This is a genomic window from Kitasatospora sp. NPDC048715 (assembly GCF_043198905.1).
Taxonomy (GTDB): domain Bacteria; phylum Actinomycetota; class Actinomycetes; order Streptomycetales; family Streptomycetaceae; genus Kitasatospora; species Kitasatospora lactacystinica.
The window spans coordinates 381,890-404,553 of the sequence record NZ_JBICVH010000004.1; the positions used below are offsets into that span (position 1 = coordinate 381,890).

Annotated in this window: 17 protein-coding genes and 1 tRNA gene; 10 read left to right on the plus strand and 8 right to left on the minus strand. The window is 73.0% G+C overall.

The features are described 5' to 3' along the window. Window positions 1–3 precede the first annotated feature (3 nt). From ACGFSC_RS10650 to ACGFSC_RS10665, 4 genes are all read right to left on the minus strand, one after another. Window positions 4–240: a DUF5988 family protein gene (locus ACGFSC_RS10650; RefSeq protein WP_359901022.1), complete on the minus strand. Its 237-nt coding sequence runs from the start codon at window positions 238–240 to the stop codon at window positions 4–6. A 341-nt stretch (window positions 241–581) separates the two neighbouring features. Next, window positions 582–1,667, minus strand: coding sequence for a response regulator (locus ACGFSC_RS10655; protein ID WP_359901025.1), 1,086 nt, complete (start codon window positions 1,665–1,667; stop codon window positions 582–584). 271 nt (window positions 1,668–1,938) lie between these two features. Continuing rightward, a complete protein-coding gene (locus ACGFSC_RS10660) occupies window positions 1,939–2,403 on the minus strand; it encodes a HEAT repeat domain-containing protein (protein WP_359901028.1) in 465 nt (154 codons plus the stop codon). After that, entirely contained in the window at window positions 2,400–4,211 is a 1,812-nt protein-coding gene (locus ACGFSC_RS10665; protein ID WP_359901031.1) for a glycoside hydrolase family 15 protein, read from the minus strand. Before ACGFSC_RS10665 ends, ACGFSC_RS10660 begins: the two co-directional genes overlap by 4 nt. A 494-nt stretch (window positions 4,212–4,705) precedes the next feature. Here ACGFSC_RS10665 and ACGFSC_RS10670 point away from each other — a divergent pair, with 494 nt between their 5' ends. The 4 genes from ACGFSC_RS10670 (at window position 4,706) to ACGFSC_RS10685 (ending at window position 8,318) form a co-directional block, all read left to right on the plus strand. Continuing rightward, window positions 4,706–5,512 (plus strand): class I SAM-dependent methyltransferase, encoded by an 807-nt coding sequence (locus ACGFSC_RS10670; RefSeq protein WP_359901034.1) that lies wholly within the window; start codon window positions 4,706–4,708, stop codon window positions 5,510–5,512. A gap of 208 nt (window positions 5,513–5,720) precedes the next feature. Continuing rightward, window positions 5,721–6,386, plus strand: coding sequence for a DedA family protein (locus ACGFSC_RS10675; protein WP_359901037.1), 666 nt, complete (start codon window positions 5,721–5,723; stop codon window positions 6,384–6,386). Window positions 6,387–6,545: 159 nt separating this feature from the next. After that, complete coding sequence (locus ACGFSC_RS10680) at window positions 6,546–7,217, plus strand: O-methyltransferase (RefSeq protein WP_359901040.1); 672 nt, start codon at window positions 6,546–6,548, stop codon at window positions 7,215–7,217. A gap of 201 nt (window positions 7,218–7,418) precedes the next feature. Beyond that, complete coding sequence (locus tag ACGFSC_RS10685; protein ID WP_359901043.1) at window positions 7,419–8,318, plus strand: Gfo/Idh/MocA family oxidoreductase; 900 nt, start codon at window positions 7,419–7,421, stop codon at window positions 8,316–8,318. Between the two features lie 148 nt (window positions 8,319–8,466). On the opposite strand, the gene ACGFSC_RS10690 is transcribed toward ACGFSC_RS10685, so the two are convergent. Further along, window positions 8,467–8,994: an N-acetyltransferase gene (locus tag ACGFSC_RS10690; RefSeq protein WP_359909318.1), complete on the minus strand. Its 528-nt coding sequence runs from the start codon at window positions 8,992–8,994 to the stop codon at window positions 8,467–8,469. A gap of 1,558 nt (window positions 8,995–10,552) precedes the next feature. Here ACGFSC_RS10690 and ACGFSC_RS10695 point away from each other — a divergent pair. The 3 genes from ACGFSC_RS10695 to ACGFSC_RS10705 all read left to right on the plus strand — a co-directional run bounded on the left by ACGFSC_RS10695 (window position 10,553) and on the right by ACGFSC_RS10705 (window position 16,042). Then, window positions 10,553–12,427, plus strand: coding sequence for a transglycosylase domain-containing protein (locus ACGFSC_RS10695; protein ID WP_359909315.1), 1,875 nt, complete (start codon window positions 10,553–10,555; stop codon window positions 12,425–12,427). A 200-nt stretch (window positions 12,428–12,627) separates the two neighbouring features. Further along, a complete protein-coding gene (locus ACGFSC_RS10700; protein ID WP_380633043.1) occupies window positions 12,628–12,822 on the plus strand; it encodes a ribosomal protein L7/L12 in 195 nt (64 codons plus the stop codon). Between the two features lie 148 nt (window positions 12,823–12,970). After that, window positions 12,971–16,042, plus strand: a complete 3,072-nt coding sequence (locus ACGFSC_RS10705) for a BTAD domain-containing putative transcriptional regulator (RefSeq protein ID WP_359909309.1) — start codon at window positions 12,971–12,973, stop codon at window positions 16,040–16,042. A 336-nt stretch (window positions 16,043–16,378) separates the two neighbouring features. Here ACGFSC_RS10705 and ACGFSC_RS10710 read toward each other — a convergent pair whose 3' ends face one another. After that, entirely contained in the window at window positions 16,379–17,596 is a 1,218-nt protein-coding gene (locus ACGFSC_RS10710) for an alpha/beta hydrolase (RefSeq protein WP_359909306.1), read from the minus strand. Between the two features lie 102 nt (window positions 17,597–17,698). On the opposite strand from ACGFSC_RS10710, the gene ACGFSC_RS10715 reads away from it, so the two are divergent. Beyond that, window positions 17,699–18,334: a TetR-like C-terminal domain-containing protein gene (locus tag ACGFSC_RS10715; RefSeq protein WP_359909303.1), complete on the plus strand. Its 636-nt coding sequence runs from the start codon at window positions 17,699–17,701 to the stop codon at window positions 18,332–18,334. A gap of 208 nt (window positions 18,335–18,542) precedes the next feature. On the opposite strand, the gene ACGFSC_RS10720 is transcribed toward ACGFSC_RS10715, so the two are convergent. Beyond that, a complete protein-coding gene (locus tag ACGFSC_RS10720; protein ID WP_359909300.1) occupies window positions 18,543–18,986 on the minus strand; it encodes a hypothetical protein in 444 nt (147 codons plus the stop codon). A 171-nt stretch (window positions 18,987–19,157) separates the two neighbouring features. Then, window positions 19,158–19,634: a hypothetical protein gene (locus ACGFSC_RS10725; RefSeq protein WP_359909297.1), complete on the minus strand. Its 477-nt coding sequence runs from the start codon at window positions 19,632–19,634 to the stop codon at window positions 19,158–19,160. Window positions 19,635–20,087: 453 nt separating this feature from the next. Between ACGFSC_RS10725 and ACGFSC_RS10730 the strand changes: the two genes are divergently transcribed. Further along, window positions 20,088–20,159 (plus strand) — tRNA-Ser (locus ACGFSC_RS10730). Window positions 20,160–20,162: 3 nt separating this feature from the next. Continuing rightward, the gene (locus tag ACGFSC_RS10735) at window positions 20,163–22,562 is read left to right on the plus strand and encodes a hypothetical protein (RefSeq protein WP_359909294.1); all 2,400 of its coding nucleotides are present in this window, start codon (window positions 20,163–20,165) and stop codon (window positions 22,560–22,562) included. Window positions 22,563–22,664 lie beyond the last annotated feature (102 nt).

A 22,664-nucleotide genomic window follows, 5' to 3' on the forward strand; every position in this document is an offset into this window, starting at 1 on the left:
GTGCTACTCGGCTATCGACGTGCTGTAGGTCCAGCTGAACACCGGCAGCAGCCGGCCGTCGACGTACTCGGTTCCGCCGTTCTGCTCGAAGTGGTGGTGCTGCCCGTAACGGGTCACGACCACCTGGGCGCCGGACATGGCCGTCGAATGATCTGACGAGGCGTTGGGCAGGATCTCCGGCCGCCCTTCCAGGACGACGTCGCGCTCGGCTCCGCCGGAATCTGTGACATGAATTCGCATGGACATTCTGTGGCCACCCTGGATGTTGGACCGACAAGGGCGAGTGATTGCGAAGAGTTATCGCTCCAGGTTCTCCGACCGGGTTTCCCGGGCCCGGTCGGGCTCGGTGGATACCCTCGGTCATGATTTTGCGTTCTGCTGACGCACCAAATCTTCGGAAACTGCTCGATATGTCACAAGTACAGCACGCCTGATCTGTCGGTGCAAGAAGTTCCGGGCCCGGGGTTGATGGAAAGTTTTATGGATGAAAAATACACGATCATTCGGGGTTGCTCGCGGCGGGCCAGGGGGGGGAGGTGTTCTCCTTCTGTCATCCGGCGGCCGTTCTGGGGCGCCGTGCCTCAGGAGTCCTGGCCGAAATCCTCTTTCCGGCGGCAGCCCCAGACCCCGACGGTCGACCGCTTCCCGCGGAGCGGCAGGTCCCCGACGAAGACGAGGTCGTCCGGAGGGCTGCTCAGCATCGAGTAGGTCTCGCCGGACAGCAGAATCGCGTGCGAGGCATCCTTCGTCATCTGTTCGAGACGCGAGGCCGTGTTCGTGGTGTCGCCGACCGCCGCGTACTCCAGGCGGCGGGCGGATCCGACCGTGCCGGACATCACCGGCCCGCTGTTCAGGCCGATCCCGATGCGGAACCCCGTGCCCAGTCCCTCCTGCCGCAGCCACGCGTTGAAGGCGGGCAGGGCGTCCCGGTCCATCGTCCTGGCCGCCGCCAGGGCGAGGTCGGCGTGGAACTCCTGCTCGATCGGTGCCCCGAAGGCGGCCATGATCCCGTCGCCCAGATAGGACACCAGGGTTCCGCCGTGGTCGAGAATGACGTCGCTCATCGAGCCGAGGTACTGGTTGAGGGTGCTGATGACCAGGTCCGGAGCGCTGTCCTCGGCCCAGGAGGTGAAGCCGCGGAGGTCGGCGAACATGATCGTCGCGGTGCGCTTTTCCCCCTTCAGCCTGAGGTCCTCGTCGACCTGCAGGAGGACCTTGTCGACGATGGGCGGGGGGATGAACCGGGCGAACATCCCGCGGATCCGGTCCTGCTCCAGGTCGTGCAGCCGCTTCCGGTTGAGGCTCGCGTCGATGCGCGCTCGGAGAAGGACCTTGTTGGCCGGTTTCGGAATGTAGTCGGCCGCACCGAGGCTGATCGCCTTGACGATGCTGTCCATGTCTTCGACCCCCGAAATCATGATGACCGGAATATCGCGCGTCGCGACGTCCTTCTGGACGTGCTCCAGCACACTGAAACCGTCCATCCCGGGCATTTCGATGTCCAGCAGAACGGCATCCACGTCTTTCGTCGACAGGAGGTCGCAGGCCGCCTGGCCGTCCTCCGCGGTGATCGCCAGATACCCTTCCATTTCGACGAGCCTGGTGAGGAGCATCCGGTTGACGGGATCGTCGTCCACCACCAGGACGCATGGCTGGTCAAATTTCATGTCGAAGCCTCCCTGCAAGGATTTCGGCACCCCGCAGGATCCGGGCGTACGAGTGCCCGGTCAATAGCCCGCCACCGTGCTCGTTTCGCTGAATCGCAGGCCCTGCGATCCGCCGCGCGGCTCGGGTGCCGGATGGCGGTTCCGTTTCGTCGTCGTGCGAAATGAACCTGCCATCACCATTGTTGCGGAAATCCTCCGCAAAGCCAGAGCCGGTGGGCCTGGCCGGTTCGGGCCGGTTCGGTGTTCCCGGGGCGAGGGGGACGGACGGCCGTCAGTCGGCCGAATCCGCTCGGCCGGCACTTCGGACGAGATGGTGCAGGGCGAGCTCGGCCTCGGCGCGGACGCTGGCATCCGGATCGTCGAGCAGGAGCCGAAGGGTCCGAACGGCTGCCGAGCTGTCCGCCCGCTGATAGTCGAGGCGGCCCAGGGACCAGGCCACCAGGCTGCGAACGAAGCCGGCGGGGTCGGAGCTCTCCGCCGAAAGGGCGCGGACGACGTCCTCCTCCCGTTCGGGATCCGCCCGCGCGAGAGCCGCCGCCGCCCACACCCGGACGAAGCTGAGCGGGTCGCCCAGTGCCGCCTCCAGCAGGGGCACCGCGTCGGCCGAACCGGTCTCTCCCAACGCGTACACGCCCAGCCGACGTTCGGTCGGATCGTCGCTCCGGGCGAGGGCCGCCCAGGAGGCGGTCGGCCGGCCCAGGTACTCGCCGCTCCCCGAACGCTCGTCCCCGTTCATACCGTGCCTCCGCCCAGGGCCCGGTCGAGGGTGCAGGCGGCGCTGATCAGGCTCAGGTGGGTGAGTGCCTGTGGATAGTTGCCGGCGCCCTCTCCGGTTTCCGAGGTCTCCTCCGCGAAGAGGCCGAGGTGATTGGCGTGGGTGAGCATCTTCTCGAACAGGAACCTCGCCTGTTCGACCTGGCCGGCGAGAGCCATCGCTTCGACGAGCCAGAACGTGCAGATGTTGAACGTCCCTTCGTTCCCCTGAAGGCCGTCACCCGCGGCCGTGCTCACCTCGTACCGGTACACCAGGCTGTCCGACGAGAGGTCCTCCACGATGCTGCTCAGGGTGCCCAGCATTCTCGGGTCCTTCGGTGAAATGAAGCCGACCATCGGCATGGTGAGGATGCTGGCGTCCAGGGCGCTCGCCCCGAAGCACTGCACGAAGGTGCCGCGTTCGGCGTCGTAGCCCTCCCGCATGATCGTCCTGAAGATCTCGTCGCGAGCGGCCGTCATGCGACCGCTGTCCAGCGGGAAACCGCGGCGCGTGGAAATCCGCAAGGTCCGGTCCAGGGCCGCCCAGCACTGCAGCTTCGAATGGACGAAGTGCTGTTTCCGGCCCCGGATCTCCCATATTCCTTCGTCAGGCCGGTGCCAGTTGGACGCGACCCACTCGGCCATGCGTTCCAGGTGCCGCCACAGATCGTAGGAGATGTGGCAGACGCGTGCGTCGAAGATCTCGATCGCCGTGAGCAACTCGCCGTAGATGTCCAGCTGGAGCTGCTGCGACGCCCCGTTCCCGATGCGCACCGGCCGCGAATCCCGGTATCCCTGAAGGTGGTCGAGGACGATTTCGTCGAGCCGGGAACTCCCGTCGACCCGGTACATGAGTTTCAGCGGACTTCCCTCCCCGGTCTCCTTCGCGCGTTCCTCCAGCCACCCCATGAAACGGATGGTCTCCTCGGTGAACCCGAGTTGCATGAACGCCGAGAGGGTCAGGGCCGCGTCCCGTATCCAGGTGAAGCGGTAGTCCCAGTTCCGGTCCCCTCCCACCTCCTCGGGAATGCTGGTGGTCGGGGCCGCGACGATCGCGCCGGTCGGGTCGTGGGTCAGGAGCTTCAAGGTGAGGGCGGAGCGCCACACCATCTCCCGCCACCGGCCGGTGTAGGTGCACTGGCCGAGCCAGGCCTTCCAGTAGTCGATGGTGCGGTGCAGGAGGTCCTGCCCCGTCAGCCGCGCTTCGAGCAGGTCGCCCGCACCGCCGGCGCCCTCCACCTGGCGCAGGAGGAAGGTGGCCTCCTCGCCCTCGTGCAGGGTGAACTCGACGCAGACCCCGTCGTCCACGGTGGCGAGCGGGAACCTGCTGGTGAGGGCGATGGAGAAATCGCCGCCGTGGAAAACGGCTCCGCGTCCCTCCTGGGTGATTTCATGTCCCTTTCGGGCGAAATCGAAGGCAGGCAGGCAATCGAGGCGGAAGGACATGCTGCCGCGCACCGCCTTGGCTATGCGGACGATCTGATGAGACTTCACGTCGGAATCCGAGCGTTTGACCGGCATGAAGTCGACCAATTCGCCCACGCCTTCCGTGCTCAGGAAACGCGTGATCAGGACGGCGGTGTCGGGCATGTACATCTGCTGGCGACGCCCCGGCAGTGTCGGCGATATTTTGAAATATCCTCCCCGCCGGTCGTCGACCAGGCGGGCGAACACGCTCGGTGAATCGAATCTGGGAAGGCAGCACCAGTCGATGGAACCGTCCGTACCGACCAGGGCCGCCGTGTGCATGTCCCCGATCAGCCCGTAACTCTCAATCGGTTTGTAGCTCATGCCGGTTCCTGTTTGGCTTCGAGCTGAACATGATTCAATCATGCTCTGCCGGGACCTCGGCTGCCAGCCGTACGGCCGCCTCTTCGGCGGCCGGGCCCGCTCCGCGGCCTGTACCCCGCGTGGAACAACTCGGCCTCCACGGTGGACCGGTGGCTGCCCGGGGCGATCCCGCGGACCGCCCACCCCGGCGGTGGACCGCCCGCCCTGCCCGCGCCGCCGCCGGTCGCTCCGGCGCCCGCTCCCGGCTGTTCGCCCGGGCCGACGAGGTTGAGCACGGAGGCGGACCGTACCCGGGCCTCGACCGTCCCGTCCCGGTCCGTTGCGCCGTTGCGCCGTTGCGCCGTTGCGTCGGCGCGTCGACGGGACGGGAGGGACGGACGGGGTGTCAGAATCGGCGGGTTCATGCCCATGACGGGAACGCGGCCGGAACACCGGCCGGAACGCGGCGGGACCACGGCGGAGACGCGACGGGACCAGGTCCGAAGGAGCGAGCGATGAGTGGCGGGGTGCGGCCGGAGCTGGGACAGGTGTCGGAGACGGCGCTGTGGACGCTGTGGCACCGGGCGGTGGAGGCGCGGCGGCCGGACACCGTGCTGCCGGACCCGAAGGCGGTCGAGCTGGTGGGCCGGATCGACTACCCGTTCGCGACGCGGTTCGGGGAGAACGCCTTGGTGAGCCAGCTCCAGGCGCTGCGGGCGGCCTGCTTCGACCGCGAGGTGTCCGACTTCCTGACCCGCTGCCCGCGCGGCACCGTGGTCGGGCTCGGGGACGGCCTGGAGACCCAGGCCTGGCGGGTCGACAACGGCCGGGCGGACTGGCTGTCGGTGGACCTGGCGGAGACCGCCGCGCTGCGTCGGCAGCTGCTGCCGCCGGACGAGCGGCACCGGATCGTGGCCCACTCGGCCACCGACCCGGGCTGGATGGACGCGGTGGACCCGGCGAACGGGGTGCTGATCAGCGCCGAGGGGGTGCTGATGTACCTGCGGCCGCAGGAGGTCCGCGGCCTGATCGCGGCCTGCGCCGAGCGCTTCCCCGGCGGGGCCATGGTGCTGGACGCGGTGCCGCGCTGGTTCAGCCGGCGGGCCGTCGAGGGCAAGCTGCGGGACCGGTACTACCAGGCGCCGCCGATGCCGTTCGGGATGGACGCGGACGAGTGCGGCCTGCTGGCCACCGCGCACCCGGGGGTCGTCGACGTGCGGGAGGTGTACCCGGAGGGCGGGCGCCCGCCGCTGAGCACCCTGCTGCCGCTCGTGCGCCGGATCAAGCAGCGTCCGTCCGTGGTCGCGCTGCGTTTTGCCTAATCTTGAAGAAACGCTGGTCAACCTGGAACCATGGTGTCGGGGCGTACGTCGTAACCACGGGTGATCGGCCGGGGGGACAGGCCGCCCGGCACGTTAGGCTCGCTCTGGGGGAGCGGCCTGGGTGCCGCCATCGGACGAATTTGCCGGGACGGGCACGCTGCTCCAGGGGGAGGGCGGCCGGTCCCGTCCTGCCACGGAGGGACTGGCCTTGCACATCGACGCCTGGATCGAGGGGATTCCGCCGACGGCGGTGTACGCCGTTGTCGGTCTGATCATCGGGCTGGAGTCGCTGGGCATTCCGCTGCCCGGCGAGATCGCCCTGGTCACGGCGTCCCTCATGGCGGTCAAGGGTGTGGTGAGCCCGTGGGGCGTCGCCATCTGCGCGATCGCCGGCGCGATCATCGGCGACTCGATCGGCTACTCGATCGGGCGCAAGGGCGGCAAGCCGCTCTTCGAGAAGCTGGGACGCAGGTTCCCCAAGCACTTCGGGCCCTCCCACCTGGCCACCGCCGAGCGCTCGTTCCAGAAGTGGGGCATGTGGGCGGTCTTCTTCGGCCGCTTCATCGCCCTGCTGCGCATCTTCGCCGGTCCGCTCGCGGGCGCGCTGAAGATGCCGTACTGGAAGTTCCTGATCGCCAACGTGCTGGGCGGCGTGGTCTGGGCCGGCGGTACGACGCTGCTGGTCTACAAGGTCGGCAAGAGCATCGAGCCCTGGCTGGCCCGGTTCTCGTGGGCGGGCCTGGGGGCGGCGCTGGTGATCGGCCTGCTGTCGGCCTGGATCATGAAGCGCCGCGCCGCCAAGACGCACGCCAGGATCGAGGCGGAGGAGGCGGCCAAGGCCGCCGCCGCGGCGAAGGAGCCGGTCGCCGACTGACCACCCCGCCGACCGGCCCCCCGGTCGGCCCCCCGGCAGGGTCCCGGTCGATCGTCCGACCGGTCCCGGACCGGTCGTCCACCACCACCGTCGTGGTGCCCTCGGGCCCTCGGAGTAGCATCGGTCGGGTACTGCCGATCTTGCACTCCGGAGGGCCCGATGTCTTCGCAGCCGACCTGGGACGCCGTGGACGCCTACTTCTCCGAGCGGCTGGTCGGACACGACCCGGTGCTGGAGCAGGCCACGGCCGCCGCCCGCGCGGCCGGACTGCCGAACATCGCGGTGGCCCCCAACCAGGGCAAGCTGCTGCACCTGCTGGCGCTGACCCTGGGTGCGAAGCGGATCCTGGAGGTCGGCACGCTCGGCGGCTACAGCGCCATCTGGCTGGCCCGGGCGCTGCCCGCGGACGGCACCCTGATCACCCTGGAGCTCGACCCCCGGCACGCCGAGGTCGCCCGGGGGAACCTGGCGGCCGCCGGGCTGGCGGGGGTCGCCGAGGTGCGGGTGGGCCGGGCCGCGGACTCGCTGGCCGAACTGGTGGAGCAGGGCGCGGACCCCTTCGACCTGGTCTTCATCGACGCCGACAAGCCGAGCAACCCGGAGTACTTCCGCCGGGCGCTCCAACTGACCCGACCGGGCTCGCTGATCATCGTCGACAACGTGGTGCGCGGCGGCGCGGTCGCCGACCCGGCCGGCACCGACCCGGCGGTGGTCGGCACCCGGGCGCTGCACGACCTGATCGCGGCCGAGCCGAGCGTCACCGCGACCTCGGTGCAGACGGTCGGCAGCAAGGGCTACGACGGCTTCACCCTGGCCCGCGTCCAGGGCTGAAAGTCCAGCGCTGAAAGTCCGGGGCCGAACGTCCGGGGCCGAAAGTCCAGGGCCGAGACCCGCGCCGCCAGGGCGTCCGCGGGCCCACCCGTACCACCGGCGCCCGTTCGCGCCCACCTGTACCACTCACACCCACCTGTACCACTCACACCCACCTGTACCACGCGCGCTCACCCGCGCTGACCGGAGAACGGAGACATCGTGCGGATCGGACTGCTGGGAACCGGCCCCTGGGCGGAGCGGGTGCACGCGCCCGTCCTGGCCGAGCACCCCGGGCTGGAGTTCACCGGCGTCTGGGGCCGCCGACCGGAGGCGGCCGAGGCACTGGGCGCCGCCCACGGCGTGCCCGGGTACGCGGACCTCGACCGGCTGCTGGCCGAAGTGGACGCGGTCTCCATCGCGCTGCCCCCGACCGTGCAGGCGGGTCTCGCGGTACGGGCCGCCGAGGCCGGCTGCCACCTGCTGCTGGACAAGCCGGTCGCGCTGACCGTGCCGGACGCCCGGGCCGTGGCCGAGGCGGTGCGCGAGCACAAGGTCGCCTCGGTGGTCTTCTTCACCGTGCGCTTCGGCGGCGAGCAGATCCCGTGGATCGAGCGGCAGGCGGAGCTGGGCGGCTGGTTCACCGGCCGCTCGGACTGGCTCGGCTCGGTGTTCGCGCCCGGCAGCACCAGCCCGTACGCTGCCTCGCCGTGGCGGGTGGAGAAGGGCGCGCTGTGGGACGTCGGCCCGCACGCGCTGTCCGTGCTGCTGCCGGTGCTGGGCGACGCGACGCAGGTGACGGCGGCGGCCGGCCCGCTGGACACCGTGCACCTGGTGGTGCGGCACGCCGGCGGCGCCTCCAGCACGCTCGCGCTCAGCCTGACCGCGCCGCTCGCGGCGGGCGGGACGGGCATGGAGCTGCGCGGTGAGCACGGCGTGGTGCAGCTGCCCCCGCGCGGCGAGGGCCCGGTCGCGGCGCTGCACCGGGCGCTGGACGCGCTGCGGGCCTCGGCCGCCTCCGGCGAGCCGCACCCCTGCGGGGCGGACTTCGGGCTGCGGGTGGTCGAGATCCTGGTCGGCGCCGAGCGTTCGCTGGCGAGCGGCGGCCCGGTGGAGGTCTGAGCGGTCGACGCGGCCGGGCCCGGGCGGGGCCCGGCGGTTCGGACGGACGCCGGGTAGGGCCCGGCGGTTCGGACGGACGTCGGGTACGGACCGATGGTTCGAAAGGGCGCCGGGCGGGGCACGTGGGTGCCCCGCCCGGCGCCGTCCGTCAGATGCCGAACGGCGCGGCGTAGCGGACGGTGCCCGCGGGCAGCGGGTGGTCGGCGTCCAGGGAGAGGGCCATCAGCGCCTCGTCCGGGACGTCGATGGTCAGGCCGATGCCGTGGGCGCCGGCGCGGGTGAAGCCGAACCGCGGGTAGTAGTCCGGGTGGCCCAGGACGACGACGTGGCGTTCGCCCAGGCCCCGTGCCGCGTCGAGGGCGGCGCGGACGGCGGCGGAGCCGGCGCCGGTGCGCTGGTACGCGGGGAGCACGGCGCACGGGGCCAGGCACAGGGCCGGGACGTCGCCGATGTGGCAGCGGGTCAGCAGGGCGTGGCCGACGGCGGTGCCGTGCTCGTCGGCGGCGACGAGGGACAGGCCCTCGATCCAGGAGGCGTCGGCGCGCAGTGGACCGCTCAGACCGGCGGCACCGGCGGCAGCGACGGCCCGGCCGGCGGCGGGGCCGAGGACGGCCGGCGGTCGGCGGGGCGGGCCGGCGGGATGACCGGGGCGCGGAAGTCGCGCGGGCCGGTCCACAGCGCGGGGACGGCGTCGCTGCGGCGGGCCAGTTCGTACGCCAGGGCCTCGTAGTTGACCCGCCAGCCGTGGAAGTGCGCCCAGGCCTCCTCGACCGGGCGCTCGCGCGGGAAGCCGGCCGCGGTGATCATCGCGACGGCGCCCAGGTACTCGGCGTAGGTCAGCCGGATCGGGACGTCCGGGTCCGGGTCCGTGTCGAAGTCGATCCGCAGCGAGCGGGCGATGTCGCGCAGCGCGGTGAAGCCGGCCCGGAGCACCAGCCGGGCCTCGGGCGGGGCCGAACGCGGGCAGAGCGCCAGGTGCAGGGCGGCGGCGTCCATCACGGCGATCAGTCCGACCACCCAGCTGCGGTTGGGCTGCGGGGAGCGGAAGGAGAGCAGCACCGGGTAGTTGGAGTGGCTCTCGCCGATGTCGGCGGCCAGCCGCTCCCAGTCCCGGTAGAGCTGGGGGAGCGCGGTCTCGGTGTCCACCAGGGACTGGCGGGCCAGCAGCTCGGGGCCCCAGGCGGGCTCGCCGGCCCGGGACTGCAGCAGCGTCACCTCTGTCTCGCGGCGCTGGTAGGCGGCGTAGAGGGTCGGCAGGTAGGAGATCTGGAGGGCGATCACCAGCGGGCCGCTGGCGGCGGCCAGGAAGTCGATCGCGGAGAGGTGCAGCCGGTCGCCGCTGGCGAAGCCGAGGGTGAACAGACTGGACCCGGCCTCGCGCACGGCCACCGACCAGCTGAGCTCCGAGGTGCCGTGCAGCAGCAGGGTGTAGGCGGTGAGCATGCAGCTGAGCCACACCCCGAGCATGCCCAGCAGCACCAGCGGCGCCAGCCAGGTGAGCGCCCGGTCCTGCGCGTGGTAGCCGCGGCCCGGTCCGGCGGCCAGCCGCAGCAGCCCGCGCAGCATCCGCCAGAGCCGCATCACCAGCGACGAGTAGAGCCCGCGCGGAACGACCAGCGTGCGCAGGATGCTGCCGACGATCAGCAGGAGCAGCATCGCGCCGAGGGCGGTCTGGATCATCCTCATGGCGTCATTCTGGCGGTACGCCGGGGCTGTCGCGGACCGGTGCCCGCGCGGGTCGGCCGTCGGCCGTCCGTCCACCTGCCGTCCGCCCGCCGTCCGTGGCCGGGGCGCCCCGGTTCACCGCACCGAGTATGACCATGATCACACCAAGGCGAGGCATACGTACTGATGTTCCCACCGCGTCTATGTGTACGGAGGATCACGCCCACGAGCGAATCGGAGACCGGACTGTGCGTGCCCAGCAAGACAGCGCCGCCGAAGAGGAGAAGCCCGGGCGGCGACGGTGGCGCTTCCCACCGCGTCGGAGGCCGTTACGGGCGTGGCGCCCGCTCCGGGGTCGGCGCCCGTCCCCGGGTCCGTCCCCGAGCCCGCCAACGGATGCCTCCCCGAGCCCGTCCCCGAGCCCGTCCCCGAGCCCGTCAACGGACCCGTGCCGGTCCCCGGACCCGGGCGCCTCCCCGCGCTCACCCCTGCGCCGGTTCCTGCGGATCGACTACCCGCGCCGCGCACGGCGCGGAGTCCGCCGCTGGCTCCCCTCCTGGCGGCAGCACATGCTGGTGGCCGGGACCGGGGCGGCGGCACTGACGGGCTGGCTGGCCTGGTTCTACACGAACACCGCCGTCCCGGAGGACCTCAACTCCTTCGCCACCCAGCAGAACAACGTCTACTACTGGGCGGACGGCACCGAGATGGCGCGGATCGGCCCGACCAACCGGCAGGAGGTGCCGCTCGCCCAGGTGCCGGAGCCGGTGCAGTGGGCGGTGCTGGCCGCCGAGAACGAGACCTTCTACACCGACCCGGGCATCTCCGTGACCGGCATCGGCCGTGCCGTCGTCCAGATGGTCACCGGCGGCGACACCCAGGGCGGCTCCACCATCACCCAGCAGTACGTCAAGAACATCTACCTGAACCAGCGTCAGGACATGTCCCGCAAACTCAGCGAGATCGCCATCGCGATCAAGCTGGACGACCGGATGAGCAAGCAGGACATCCTGGCCGGCTACCTGAACACCAGCTGGTTCGGGCGCGGCAGTTACGGCATCGAGCGCGCCGCGGCCGCCTACTACGGCAAGGACGTCTCCCAGCTCGACCCGAGCGAAGGCGCCTTCCTGGCCGCCCTGTTGAAGGGCGCCGGGCAGTACGACCCGGCGATCAGCGCGGGGAACCGGGAACGGGCCGAGGAGCGCTGGTCCTGGATCCTGGACCGGATGGTGGAGGTGGGCAAGCTGTCCGCCGCCGAGCGCGCCCGGTACACGGTGTTCCCCGAGCCCAAGCCGCAGCCGAAGTCGGCGGGGCTGAGCGGCCAGATCGGGTACCTGGTGGACACGGCCCGCGCCTACGTGGAGAGCCACAGCGACATCACCCCGGCCCAGTTCGACCTCGGCGGCCACCAGATCCGCACCACCTTCGAGAAGCCGAAGGTCGACGCCCTGGTCGCCGCCGTCCAGCAGGGCACCGCGGGGATCGACCCGGACAACCGGGAGTCCGACAAGCTCCTGAAGGTCGGCGCCGCCTCGCTGGCCCCGGACGGCCGGGTCGTCGCGCTCTACGGCGGCCCCGACTACCTGAAGCAGGGCTTCAACAACGCCAACACCACGACGGTGCCGATCGGTTCGGCCTTCACCCCGGTGGTGTACGCCGCCGGGCTCGGCGAGGGAGTGCAGCGCCGGCGCGGCGGCGACCGCACCCCGGTCGCGCCCACCACCACCTACAACGGCGACGACGGGGTGAACGTGATGACCCCGGAAGGACCGTACTGGGGACGGGACGGGAAGATCGTCAAGACCGCCAACGACGGCAAGCGGAACTGGGGCAGCGTCACCCTGCGGAACGCGGTCGAGCAGTCCGTCAACGGGCCGCTGATGCAGCTCGGCATGGACGTCGGCCTGGACAAGGTGCAGAAGACCGCCACCGACCTCGGCCTGCTCCCCAACAGCCTCGGCGAACTCGTCCCGGCCCTCGGCGTCGGCAACTCCACCCCCAGTGCCCTGCGCACCGCCGACGCGTACGCCGCCTTCGCGGCCGGCGGCTCCCACACCGACCCGTACTCGGTGCTCAGGATCTCCCGCAACGGCGTCCAGCTCCCCCTGCGCCTGCCCGCCGCCACCCAGGCGCTCACCCCGGCGGTCGCGGGCGAGGTGGACGCGGCACTCAAGGGCTCCGTCCGCGACGGGGCCGCCAAGCCGGCGGCGGAGGCCGGCCCGAACCTGGCCGCCAAACCCGGCACCACCGCGGACCGCACGGCGGGCTGGTTCGTCGGCTACAACGGGCAGTTGTCGACGGCGGTCACCGTGTTCCGCGCGGACCTGAAGGACATGAAGCTCCTCTCCCTCGAAGGCCTGGGCGGCGCCACCCCGGACACCTCCGACGCCACCGTGCCGGCCCGGATCTGGACCGCCTACATGAAGACGGCCACCGGACAGTAGGCCGGGCCGCCGCGGGGACCGTGCTGCACGGTCCCCGCAACCGACGTCCGGTCGGGCGGGCCCCCGGGCCGGGTGTGTTTCTCGGTCGACCGGGCGTTGCGGCAGTGTCTGTCCTCCGGGCAACGGCTGGGGGTGGGGGAGTGGTGGCGGCGGACGGGTACTTCGAGTTGGTCTGTGACGGGGGGCCCATCCGCGTCGTGGTGACCGGTGCGGGGCCGCGCGTGCTGGAGGTCGCGAAGGCCGTCAGGCGTCGGACCGGGCTCAGCCTGTGGCACGGCAAGGCCCTGCTCGGTCGGCTGCCCGCGGTTGTCCTCGATGACGTGACCTCGGACCTCGCCGAGGCCGTGGCGGCCGAGCTGCGGGCCGCCGGAGCGACCGTCGAGGTGCGGTACTGACGAGCTGCGGTACCGCCGGGGTGCGGTGCCGGGCGGCGGACCGCAGGGCCGGTGGCCGCTGTTGATCAGTGCCCGGACTAGTGTCAGGGTCGTGCCGAGGTCGGCGGGCGCCACCCGATCGGGCGGCCGGGCGGGCCTCGGTGCGGTCGTGAGCATCGAGGGACTGAAGCGGATGAAGATGACGTTCGGGCTGCTGGGGCCCCTGACGGTCGATGTGGACGCCGTGCCGCAGGCGCTGCCGCGGGCCACCGTGCTGCGGGGGCTGCTGGGGGCCCTGCTGCTCGCGGAGGGGGAACGGCTGCCCGTGGGGCGGCTGCTGGACCTCGTGTGGGCGGAGCAGTCGGACCGGGTCGGCCGGGGCGCGGTGCACACCGGGATGTCGCGGCTGCGCACCTGGCTCGGGCGGTTCGGGGACGAGGCGGTGGCGCTGGAGTCCGACGGGCAGGGCTACCGGCTGGTGACCGGGCCGGACGCGGTGGACCTCGGACGGTTCCGCAGGCTCGCCGCCGACGGGGACCCGGCCGGGGCGATCGGCCTTCGGCGCGGCCCGGTGCTGGCCGGGCTGGAACGGGTGAACCGCGAGGACCCGCTGGTCACGACCGTGGAGCACGAAGTGCGCGCCACCGCCCTGGCGCTGGCCCGGGCCGCGACGGCCGCCGGAGCGTCCCGGACCGCCGTCCCCGCCCTGACGGCGCTCGCCGAGGAGTACCCGTTCGACGAGCCCCTGCAGGCCGCCCTGCTGGAGCTGCTGGCGGCGGACGGTCGGGCGGCCGAGGCGCTGCGCCGCTTCCAGGCGCTGCGCCGGCGGCTGTCCGAGGAGCTCGGGATCGAGCCGGGCGAGCAGGTGCGGAACGTCTTCCTGGCGCTGCTGGCGCAGGACCGGGAGGGTGCCCGGCCGGACCGCGGTCCCGCCCGCGTGCCCTCCCAACTCCCCCGGGACGTCCCGGACTTCACCGGACGCGACGAGCAGGTGCGGATCGTGCTGGACGCCCTGGCGACCGGCCGGGTGCCGGTGATCGCGGGCATGGGCGGCATCGGCAAGACCGCGCTGGCCGTCCGCACCGCCCACCTCGCCGCCGTCGACTACCCGGACGGCCGGCTCTACGCGGACCTGCGCGGGGCCGACGAGACGCCCGCCGACCCGGCCGGCGTCCTGGCCGCGTTCCTGCGCGCCCTCGGCGCCGACCCCCGGGAGATCCCGGCCTCCCTGGAGGAGCGTTCCGCGCTGTACCGCACCCTGCTCGCCGGCCGCCGCACGCTCGTCCTCCTCGACAACGCCGCGGGGGAGCAGCAGATCGTCCCGCTGCTCCCGGGCACACCGGCGGCCGCGGACGAACCGCCGGGCGACGGGTCCGGCGAACGGCCGGGCGACGGGTCAGGCGGCCGAACCGGCAACCGGCCCGGTGCCCGACCGGCCGTCCTCGTCACCAGCCGCGCCGCGCTCACCGCCCTGCCCGGCTCCCGGCTCGTCGACCTCCACGAACTCGACGCCCCCCACGCCCGGACGCTGCTGCGCCGCATCCTCGGGGACGAGCGGGTCGCCGCCGAACCGGTGGCCGCCGCCCAGATCGTCGAGCTGTGCGGCGGCATGCCGCTGGCGGTCCGCATCGCCGGGGCCCGCCTCGCCGCCCGGCCGCGCTGGACCCTGGCCCGGCTCGCCCACCTGCTGCGCGACGAACGGCGACGGCTCGACGAGCTGGCCGCGGGGAACCTGGCCGTACGGGCGGGCTTCGCCGTCGGCTATGCCAGGCTGTCGGAGCCGACCCGACGCACGTTCCGGCTGCTCGGACTGCTCGACGCGCCCGACTTCGCGCCGTGGGCCGCGGCGGCGATGGCCGACATCCCGCCGGAGCAGGCCGAGCGGCAGCTGGAGGAGCTGATCGACGCCCAACTCCTGCAGGAGACCGGCACGGAGCCGCATCTGCGCTACCGCTTCCACGACCTCGTCCGGCTGTACGCGCGCGAGCACGCCGAGGCCGCGGACGAACCGGCCGCGCGCACCGCCGCGCTCGAACGGGCCTTCGGCGCCTGGCTCTGGCTGGCCGAGCAGGCGGCCGACCAGGTGCCCGGGCCGTGCTTCGCGCCGATCCACGGCACCGCACCCCGCCACCCGATGCCGTCCGGCGTCGCGGCGGCACTGCTGGACGACCCGATGGCCTGGTTCGACGCCGAGCAGCCGGCCCTGAACACGAGCGCCCGGCAGGCCGCCGCGCTGCGCATGGTGTCGGTGGCGTGGGACCTCGCCGCCTGCCAGGAGAAGTACTGCGACGTGCGGGGCCTGTACGACGACTGGCGCACCACCCACCTGACCGTCCTCCAGACCTGCCGGACCGCCGGCGACGCGCTGGGCACGGCCGTGCTCACCCGCGGCCTGATCGAGGTGACGACCTGGACCACCCCGGCGGACGGCTCCGGGACGACCGTCGACCTGGCGGACGGCACCGAGACGATGGTCGCGCTGGAGGACCGCGCCCGGCACCTGCAGCGGCTGTTCGAGCAGGTCGGGGAGGAACGCGGGACCGCCGACGCCCTCGTCCTGACGGCCTGGAGCCTGGTGGCCCAGGGCCGCGAACAGGAGGCGCTGGAGGCCGGCCACCGCGCCCTGGACCTCGCCACCGCCCACGACCACCCGGGCGGCGAGGCCCGGGCGCACCAGATCATCGCCATCGCCCACGGGGAGACGGACCTCGACCGCACGATCGAGCACCTCACCGAGACGCTGCGGCTGGCCCGGCTGATCGGCAACACCCGCTTCGAGGCGACCGCCATCCAGTTCCTCGGAGCCGCCCACGGCCGGGCCGGCCAGGTGGAGCGGGCCGGCGAGCTGCTCCTCCACTCGCTCGCCATGGCCCGCTGCCTCAAGGACCGCTACGTGGAGGCGTTCTCGCTGCTCTACCTGGCCATGCTGTACGCGGCCACCGGCGACGGCCGCGCCCGGGAGACGGCGGAGGCCGCACTGGCCATCGCCCGCCGGTTCGACCTGGGGCACCACCTCGCCCAGGCCCTCGGCATCCTGGGGGAGCTGGACCTGGCGGCGGGCGACCACGCCTCGGCGGTCGCGCACCTGGAGGAGTCGGTGCTGGTGTGGCGGGCCCGCGGTTGGCGCTCCTTCCTGGCGGAGGCGCTGCGCGCGCTCGGCCGGGCGTACCAGGCGGCCGGGCTGCCGGAGTCGGCCGCGCGGGTGCTGGAGGAGGCGCGGGAGCTGAGCGACATCCGGTAGGCGGCGTGGGGCGGCCCGGGGCAGCAGGGGGCAGCAGGGGGCAGCACGGGGAGGCGCGAGGCGGTGCGGGGCGGCGATGGCGAGCGGCCAGGGATCGGTAAGCGATCGGTAAGGCCCGGTTGCCTACGATCGATCTCCACGTACAGGACAGACGCACCCGTATCCGGCCGCAGGCCTGGTCGACGCGCCCGTCCCGTACGCGCCGCACGGGCAGCCGGTCGGGTTCGCGCAGGGGACGGACCCGGCCGGAGGCGCATCCGCGGGGGTGTCCCGCGGGCGTGGTCGGGCCGGCGAAGGTCGGGCCGGCGCGGAGTGGTCGGCCGGCGGGCGCGCCCGTCAGCTCGCGGGCCCGGCCGCCCGCGCCAGGGTGGTGTCCAGCCAGTCGAAGACCGTCTGGTGGAAGCGGAACATGGCGCCCATGTGGCAGTGTTCGCCCGCGCCCTCGGCCTCGGTCAGGGTGACGAGCGTGTGGGGGCAGGTCAGCGCGGCCCGGACCCGCTGGGGCTGGCCGCGGAAGAACTGGTCGTTCTCGGCGTCCAGGACGAGGGTGGGGCAGTCGATGAGCCGGGCGACGCCGTCGAGGGTGTAGTCGGCGGTGCGGCGGATGTAGTCCGCCACCGATGCGGCGCCGAACGTCCACACCCCGTTGCGCAGGGCCCACCGCAACTGGGTGCTCGCCTGCATGAGCAGAGCCATGACCGGCTCCACGAGGTCGTCCCGGCCGGCCTCGATCCACTCGCGCAGGAACGGCGGCATGAACCGGTCGTGGGCCTCCCCGAAGCTGTACAGGCCGTCGTCCAGCACCAGGGCGGCCGGGCGGTGTTCGTGGGCGGCGGCGCGGGCGGCCAGGTAGCCGCCGAGGCTGTAGCCGAACAGGACCAGCCCGTCGGCGGCGATCTCGGGGCGGGTCAGCGCGTAGTCGACCACCGGGGTCACCACGGCCTCCCAGTCCGGGCGGAAGGCGAGCCGCTGTTCGCGCAGCGCCGCGCCCTGGCCCGGACCGTCGTAGGCGAGGACGTTGTAGCCGCGGCGCAGCGCGGCCGCGGCGACGGCGAAGTACGCCTCCTCCAGCGTGGAGTCGAAGCCGCTGGTGAACAGGACGGTGGGGCGCCGGGCGCCGGAGTCGTCGACGAGGAACAGGTAGCCGGGCAGGCCGGTGTCCTGGTAGGGGATGGTCACGGCCTCGACGGGGGTGTCCATCAGGGCCGCCGCGGCGGCGAAGGTCTCCCGGGAGAGCGCGGAGAGGCTCTTGGCCTCGGGGTCGTTCGCGGGGTCGTCGCGGCGGTAGAACTCGGCGGTGCGGTAGTAGTTCGACGCGCGAAGCAGGGCTTCGCGGGCGCTGACCCGGTGCCCGGCCGCCAGGGCGCGGTCGCCGATGTCGTGGACGCGCTCGGCGGTGGCCTTCCACGCGCGCAGCCAGGCCGCCTCGTCGCCTTCGCCGATGTTCCGGGCGGTGGCCACGACCTCGCCCAGGTCGGCGCCGCCGTAGTTGGCGAATCCGGCCGCCCGGAGTGTTTCGAAGGAGAACGACTCGTCCTCGAAGAGGAATCGCATGGGTGCTCCCGACATTGCTGAGACGGAACGGTTCCGTCTCGTCTAAACGCTAGCCCCCGCCTAGTCGAGACGCAAGCGTTCCGCCTGGTGTAGGTTCGGGGAATGCCCAACACGCCCGCGCCCCGGCCCGCGACCCCCGGCCCCTCCGAGCAGCCCGTGCGCCGGACACCCGGCGGGCCGGTGCTCCAGGACTCCGTGACCGAGGCGATCGCGGCCGCCTTCTTCGAGGAACTGGCAGACGTCGGCTACGCCCGGCTCTCCCTGGAGGCGGTCGCCAAGCGCGCCGGGGCGGGCAAGGCCGCCATCTATCGCCGCTGGCCGTCGAAGCTCGACATGACCGTCGCCCTGATCCGGGCCGTGGCCGTGGACGCCTCCGAGATCGAGGACACCGGCACCCTGCGCGGCGACGTCCTCGCCTTCCTCACCGAGATCGACGGGGCGCTGCGTCACCGGCTCCCGTCGAAGATCATCCCCGATCTGCTCGCCGAAAGCGGTCGCAACCCCGAGCTGGCGCAGGTGCTGATGACCGCCGTCCGCGACACCCGCCGCGGAAAGGCCACCGGCCTGCTGGAACGGGCGGTCGACCGCGGCGAACTCCCCGCCGATGTGGACCGCGAGCTCGCACTCGACTTCCTCGCCGGCCCGCTGTACTGGCGCCTCGCGGTCGTCCGCACGGCGACCGCCCCCGACTACCTCGACCGCCTCACCGACAAGCTCCTCGCCGCCTTCGCCGCCTGACGGTCGAGGCTGCGCGGCGTCGTCGGCCGAGACCGCGTCGCACCCCGGACCTGAAGGCGTGTTCGGCCTGCTTCGGCCTGCACTCGCTGGTGCGGGCCGGAGCCGGCGGACTCCTCGGCCGCCGACGGGTTCGTACGGCGGCTTCGTACGGCGGCTTCGTGCGGCGGCGCCCCCTCGCGGTGGAGGGGGCGCCGCCGTACGGGTGTGCTCAGATCTTGACGGTGAGCCAGGCGCCGAGGCCGCTGCAGCCGCGGGCGTCGTAGGTGGTGCTGCGGTAGCCGGCCGGGATCGGCGAGTACGGGCAGGTCCAGATGCCGTTGCGGACCTGCTCGTGGAACCAGGCGCCGACGCCGCTGCAGCCCTTGACGTCGTAGTTCGTCAGCACGTAGCCGGAGACGATGGGCGAGCCGGAGCAGGTCCACAGCCGGTTCTGGGCGGGCTGCTGGTACCACGAGCCGTGGTTGTTGCAGCCGCCGGCGTTGTACATGGTGATGACGTAGCCGGCCGGGACGGGCGCCCCGGAGCAGCTCCAGCCGCCGGCCGCGGAGGCCGTGCCGGCGGCCGTCGTGCCGGTGAGCGCGGCCGCGAGGACGGCGACCGTGGCGGCGGCCCGTCCCGTGCGGGTCATCAGCTTGCGGAGGATCCTGGTCACGGCGACACCGTTCCGATCGGTCGTCTCCCCGCCGTGGGCACGGCGCGGGAGGGCGTAACAACGGGGATGCGCCGCACCCTAGTGGCGGTGATCAGGCCGCTGATAGATCCTCATCGGTGGATTTCTGTACCTGACCGAAAACGATCGATCGCATTCCGGTGGGCCCGGCCGCTACGGGCAGGTCTCGCCGAACTTCACGGCCGTCACACTGACCGGCTGACCGGTGAGGGCGGCGCCCGGAGCCGGATCCTGGCCGCACACCTGCCAGTTCGACTGAACCAGGACGGCGCGGTTCTTCGGGCCGGCGTCCTTGGTGCTGAGGGACGTGTTGCCCGGCAGTGAATCCCGTACCACCGAGACGGCCTTGCCCTTGAAGTCGGGCATGGTGGATCCGGCCTTGGCGGGCCCGTTGGCGCCCTGGTCCTGGGCGGGGCAGTTCTCCTCCAGCTTCACCGCCGCCATGTCGATTTTTGTGCCGGTGGGGTGGCTGCCCGGGGCCGGGTTCTGCGCGCAGACCTTCCAGTTGCGGTCCAGGATCTGGTTGCGGTCGCGACCGAGCGCGTCGTGACTGGTCAGGAGGAAGAACCCGGCGCTCTGCGCGGTGTCCTGGGCGGACTGCAGCCCCATGCCGACGAAGTTCGGGAGCACGGCCGTTCCGGCGGCGGCGGCCGCAGGTGCGCCCGTTGCGGGAGCGGGTGCGGGGGCTGCGGGTGCATCGGCTGTGGGCGCGGCTGTGGGTGCAGCTGCGGATGCGGTCTGCGAAGGGGCGCCGGCCGCCGACGGGCCCGCCGTGGCGCCGGCGCCGCTCCCGGTGGAGTCCTTCGGGTCGCAGGCGGTGAGGCCGAGAGCGGCCGTGATGGCCAGCAGGGCAGTGACGGTACGACGCATGGTCCCCCCATGACGTGACAGTTGTGGCAGGGGAACCGTAGCGATCGGCTCCGAGGGATACCGGTCCCGTGGTCAAGTCGTGATGCAGCCGTGAACAATCATGTCCACGAAGCACTGGCGTCGGAGGCGGTGGACGTGCCGGCGGTGGACGTGTCGGCGGTGACGGAAAGCGCGTTGTGTCCGCGCGGGCCGAGCGTCTAGTGTCACGCCCGACGGCGTGTAGCTCAGCAGGAGAGCACCGGGCTTGAGACCCGGAGGGCGCAGGGGCGGAACCTGCCACGTCGGCTTATGGACGACGACGCTGATCAGCAGCACTCCACCGGGGCCGGGGTGTCCGTGCCGTACCCGCAGCACCAGTTGGCCCGTGCGCTGCTCACCGCGCTGACCCACTCCGACGGCGAGACCCGCCGCCGTGCCGCGGCCCGCGCCGACCGCTGGCGCGCCGTGCTCGACGGTGCCGCCGCCGGGCGGTCGGCCGTCGGCTCGCGCACCCCGCTCCCCGGGCTTCCCGCCTGGGTGACGCCCGAGGTCGTCCGCGGCGGCTTCGCCACCTCCGCCGCGAGCGCCGAGGGGCCGCTCCAGCCGTACGAGCGCGAGGCCGCGGCCCTCGCCGGGGTACCGGCCGACCGCCGGGCCCTCTTCGCCCACTGCCTCACCGAGCCCGGCCTGGCGCGGCTGTACGAGCTGCTCGACAGCGGCCGCTACGAGGTCGCGGTGCCCGAGGAGGCGGCGCTGCTGACGGTCGCCTGGCTGGTCCGGGCCGGGGACACGGCCGCCGCGCTCGACCTCGTCGACACCCTCGAACCGTTCGCCTCCCGGCTGCGCTTCACGCCCCGGCCCTCCGCGCTGCCCGCACCGGACCCCGAGGCGGTGCACCGGCACACCGTCGGCGACGCCGTCGACTCCCTCGTCGGCCGCCGGCCGAACGCCGCCGTGGAGGCGCAGCGCGAGGCCCTCGCCGTCTGGCAGCCCTTCGGCGACCGGCTGCTCGCCCACTGGCTGGAGGCCGTCGGCCCGGAGGCCACCGGCGTGGAGGCCGTCGATCCGCAGGCAGTCGAACCGGAGGCCGTCGACCGGAAGACCACCGGCGATGCCGGACGGATACCGGCGGGCGTACCCGACGGCCCCTGGCGGGAGCGCGGCGCGCTGCTGCTGCGCCAGTACCGGGAACTCGCCGCGGCCCACACCCGCTGCACCAAGCACCGCGACCTGAAGGAGAACCTCGGCATCCTGCGCGGCGCCCTGGAGGAGGCCGTCGCCGGCCGGCCGCTGGACGCCCGCCGGCTGGGACTGCTGCGGCACGCGGTGGACTCCATGGTGCGCCGCCGCGGCCGGCCGGGATCGGCCGCGCACACCGAACTGCGCGCCCGTCAGGCCGTCCAGGCGGCGCGGCCCTCGTACCACGACCTCGCCCAGCTCGTGCTGCGCCGGCTCGCCGTACAGCCCCAGGAGACGGGCGCCGCCGAGGTCGGACCGCTGGTCGCCGACGTCTCCGCCGCCGAGGCGGCGGAGACCGGACTGCCCGCGGGCACCCCGGTGCCCGCGCCGGTCCGCCACCTCGTGGAAGCCACCCTGAGCGCCCCGATCGGCACCCTGGTGGAGCGCGGCGTCGTGCCCTCGGCCGAAGTCCTGGCCGAACTCGTCCCGCAACTCGTCGCCGCCACCGGCGTCGAGGCCTGTCCGGACGCGGCGTTGCGCACCCTCGCCGCCGCGAACTACCGGGCGTTCCGCAACCGCCGCTCGCTGCTCCTGCTGAACCTCGCCGCACAGGTGCGGGTCGAGGAACTGCCCTGGGTACGGGCGGTGGCGGCGCACCGCTCCGACGAGGACGGCCGCGGGCCCGCGCTCACCGCCCTGCGCCGGCTCGGCGAACTGGCTGTCCAGGCGTTCCCCGGCACGCTGCTGCCCAACGCGCTGGTCCGCGAACTCGCGGTGCTCGCCCGCCAGTCGGGGCTCGACGCGCCGCTGGTGGAGGAGTTGGCGGCGGACATCTTCGTCGGCAGGTTCACCCCGAAGTTCCTCGCGGCGGCGGGCGTCGCCGCGGAACTGCTCGGCGGCACGCTGTACGAGCGCTACTACGGCATCGACTACGCGGCGCTGCGCGGGCTCGCGACGGCGGACGCGACGGCGGACACGGGGACGGACGCGGGGACGGCGCGGTTCGCCGAGCTGTGCACCGGGCGCGCCGGGCCGGGTCCGGCCCGGTCGGTCGCCGCCAACGGCAAGGTCGTCGAGCAGGCCCAGATCCTCACCACCCACAACCTCGCCGTCCTGGTGGCCCGCGTCGGCATCCGCCCGAGCCCCGGCTGGGACGACCTCGCCCGCCGCGCCTTCACCACCGTCTGCCGCCGGACGGCCCGCGTCCACGGCAACCCGCGCCCGCTCGCCGCGATCAAGGACGCGGCGTACGCGTGGCGGCAGATGGTCCTCCACCTCTCGCTGTGCGCACCGGAGGAGCGGGCCCGGACCATCGCCGGCCTGGACGCGGAGGCCGCCCGCCATCCCGCACACGTCGCCGCCCGCCTCGCCCCGGCCCTGACCGGCCTGCGCCAGGCCGCCGCCGGGGGCTCGGCGGACGAGGGGGCGGGCCGGGTGCTCCTCGGCTGGACGACGGGCCCGCACTGGCTGCGCGCCGACCCCCGCCTGCCCGCCGGCCACCTGCCGCCGGCCGCCGCCGTCCTCCCGTGACGTCGGGGGCGAACGACCGCCCGCCGGCGCGGGGTTGTGGCACGGCCGTTCGTATCCACCCCCTATGATCCCAGCCCGGGGGGAAGTACGCCGAGCTGGTGC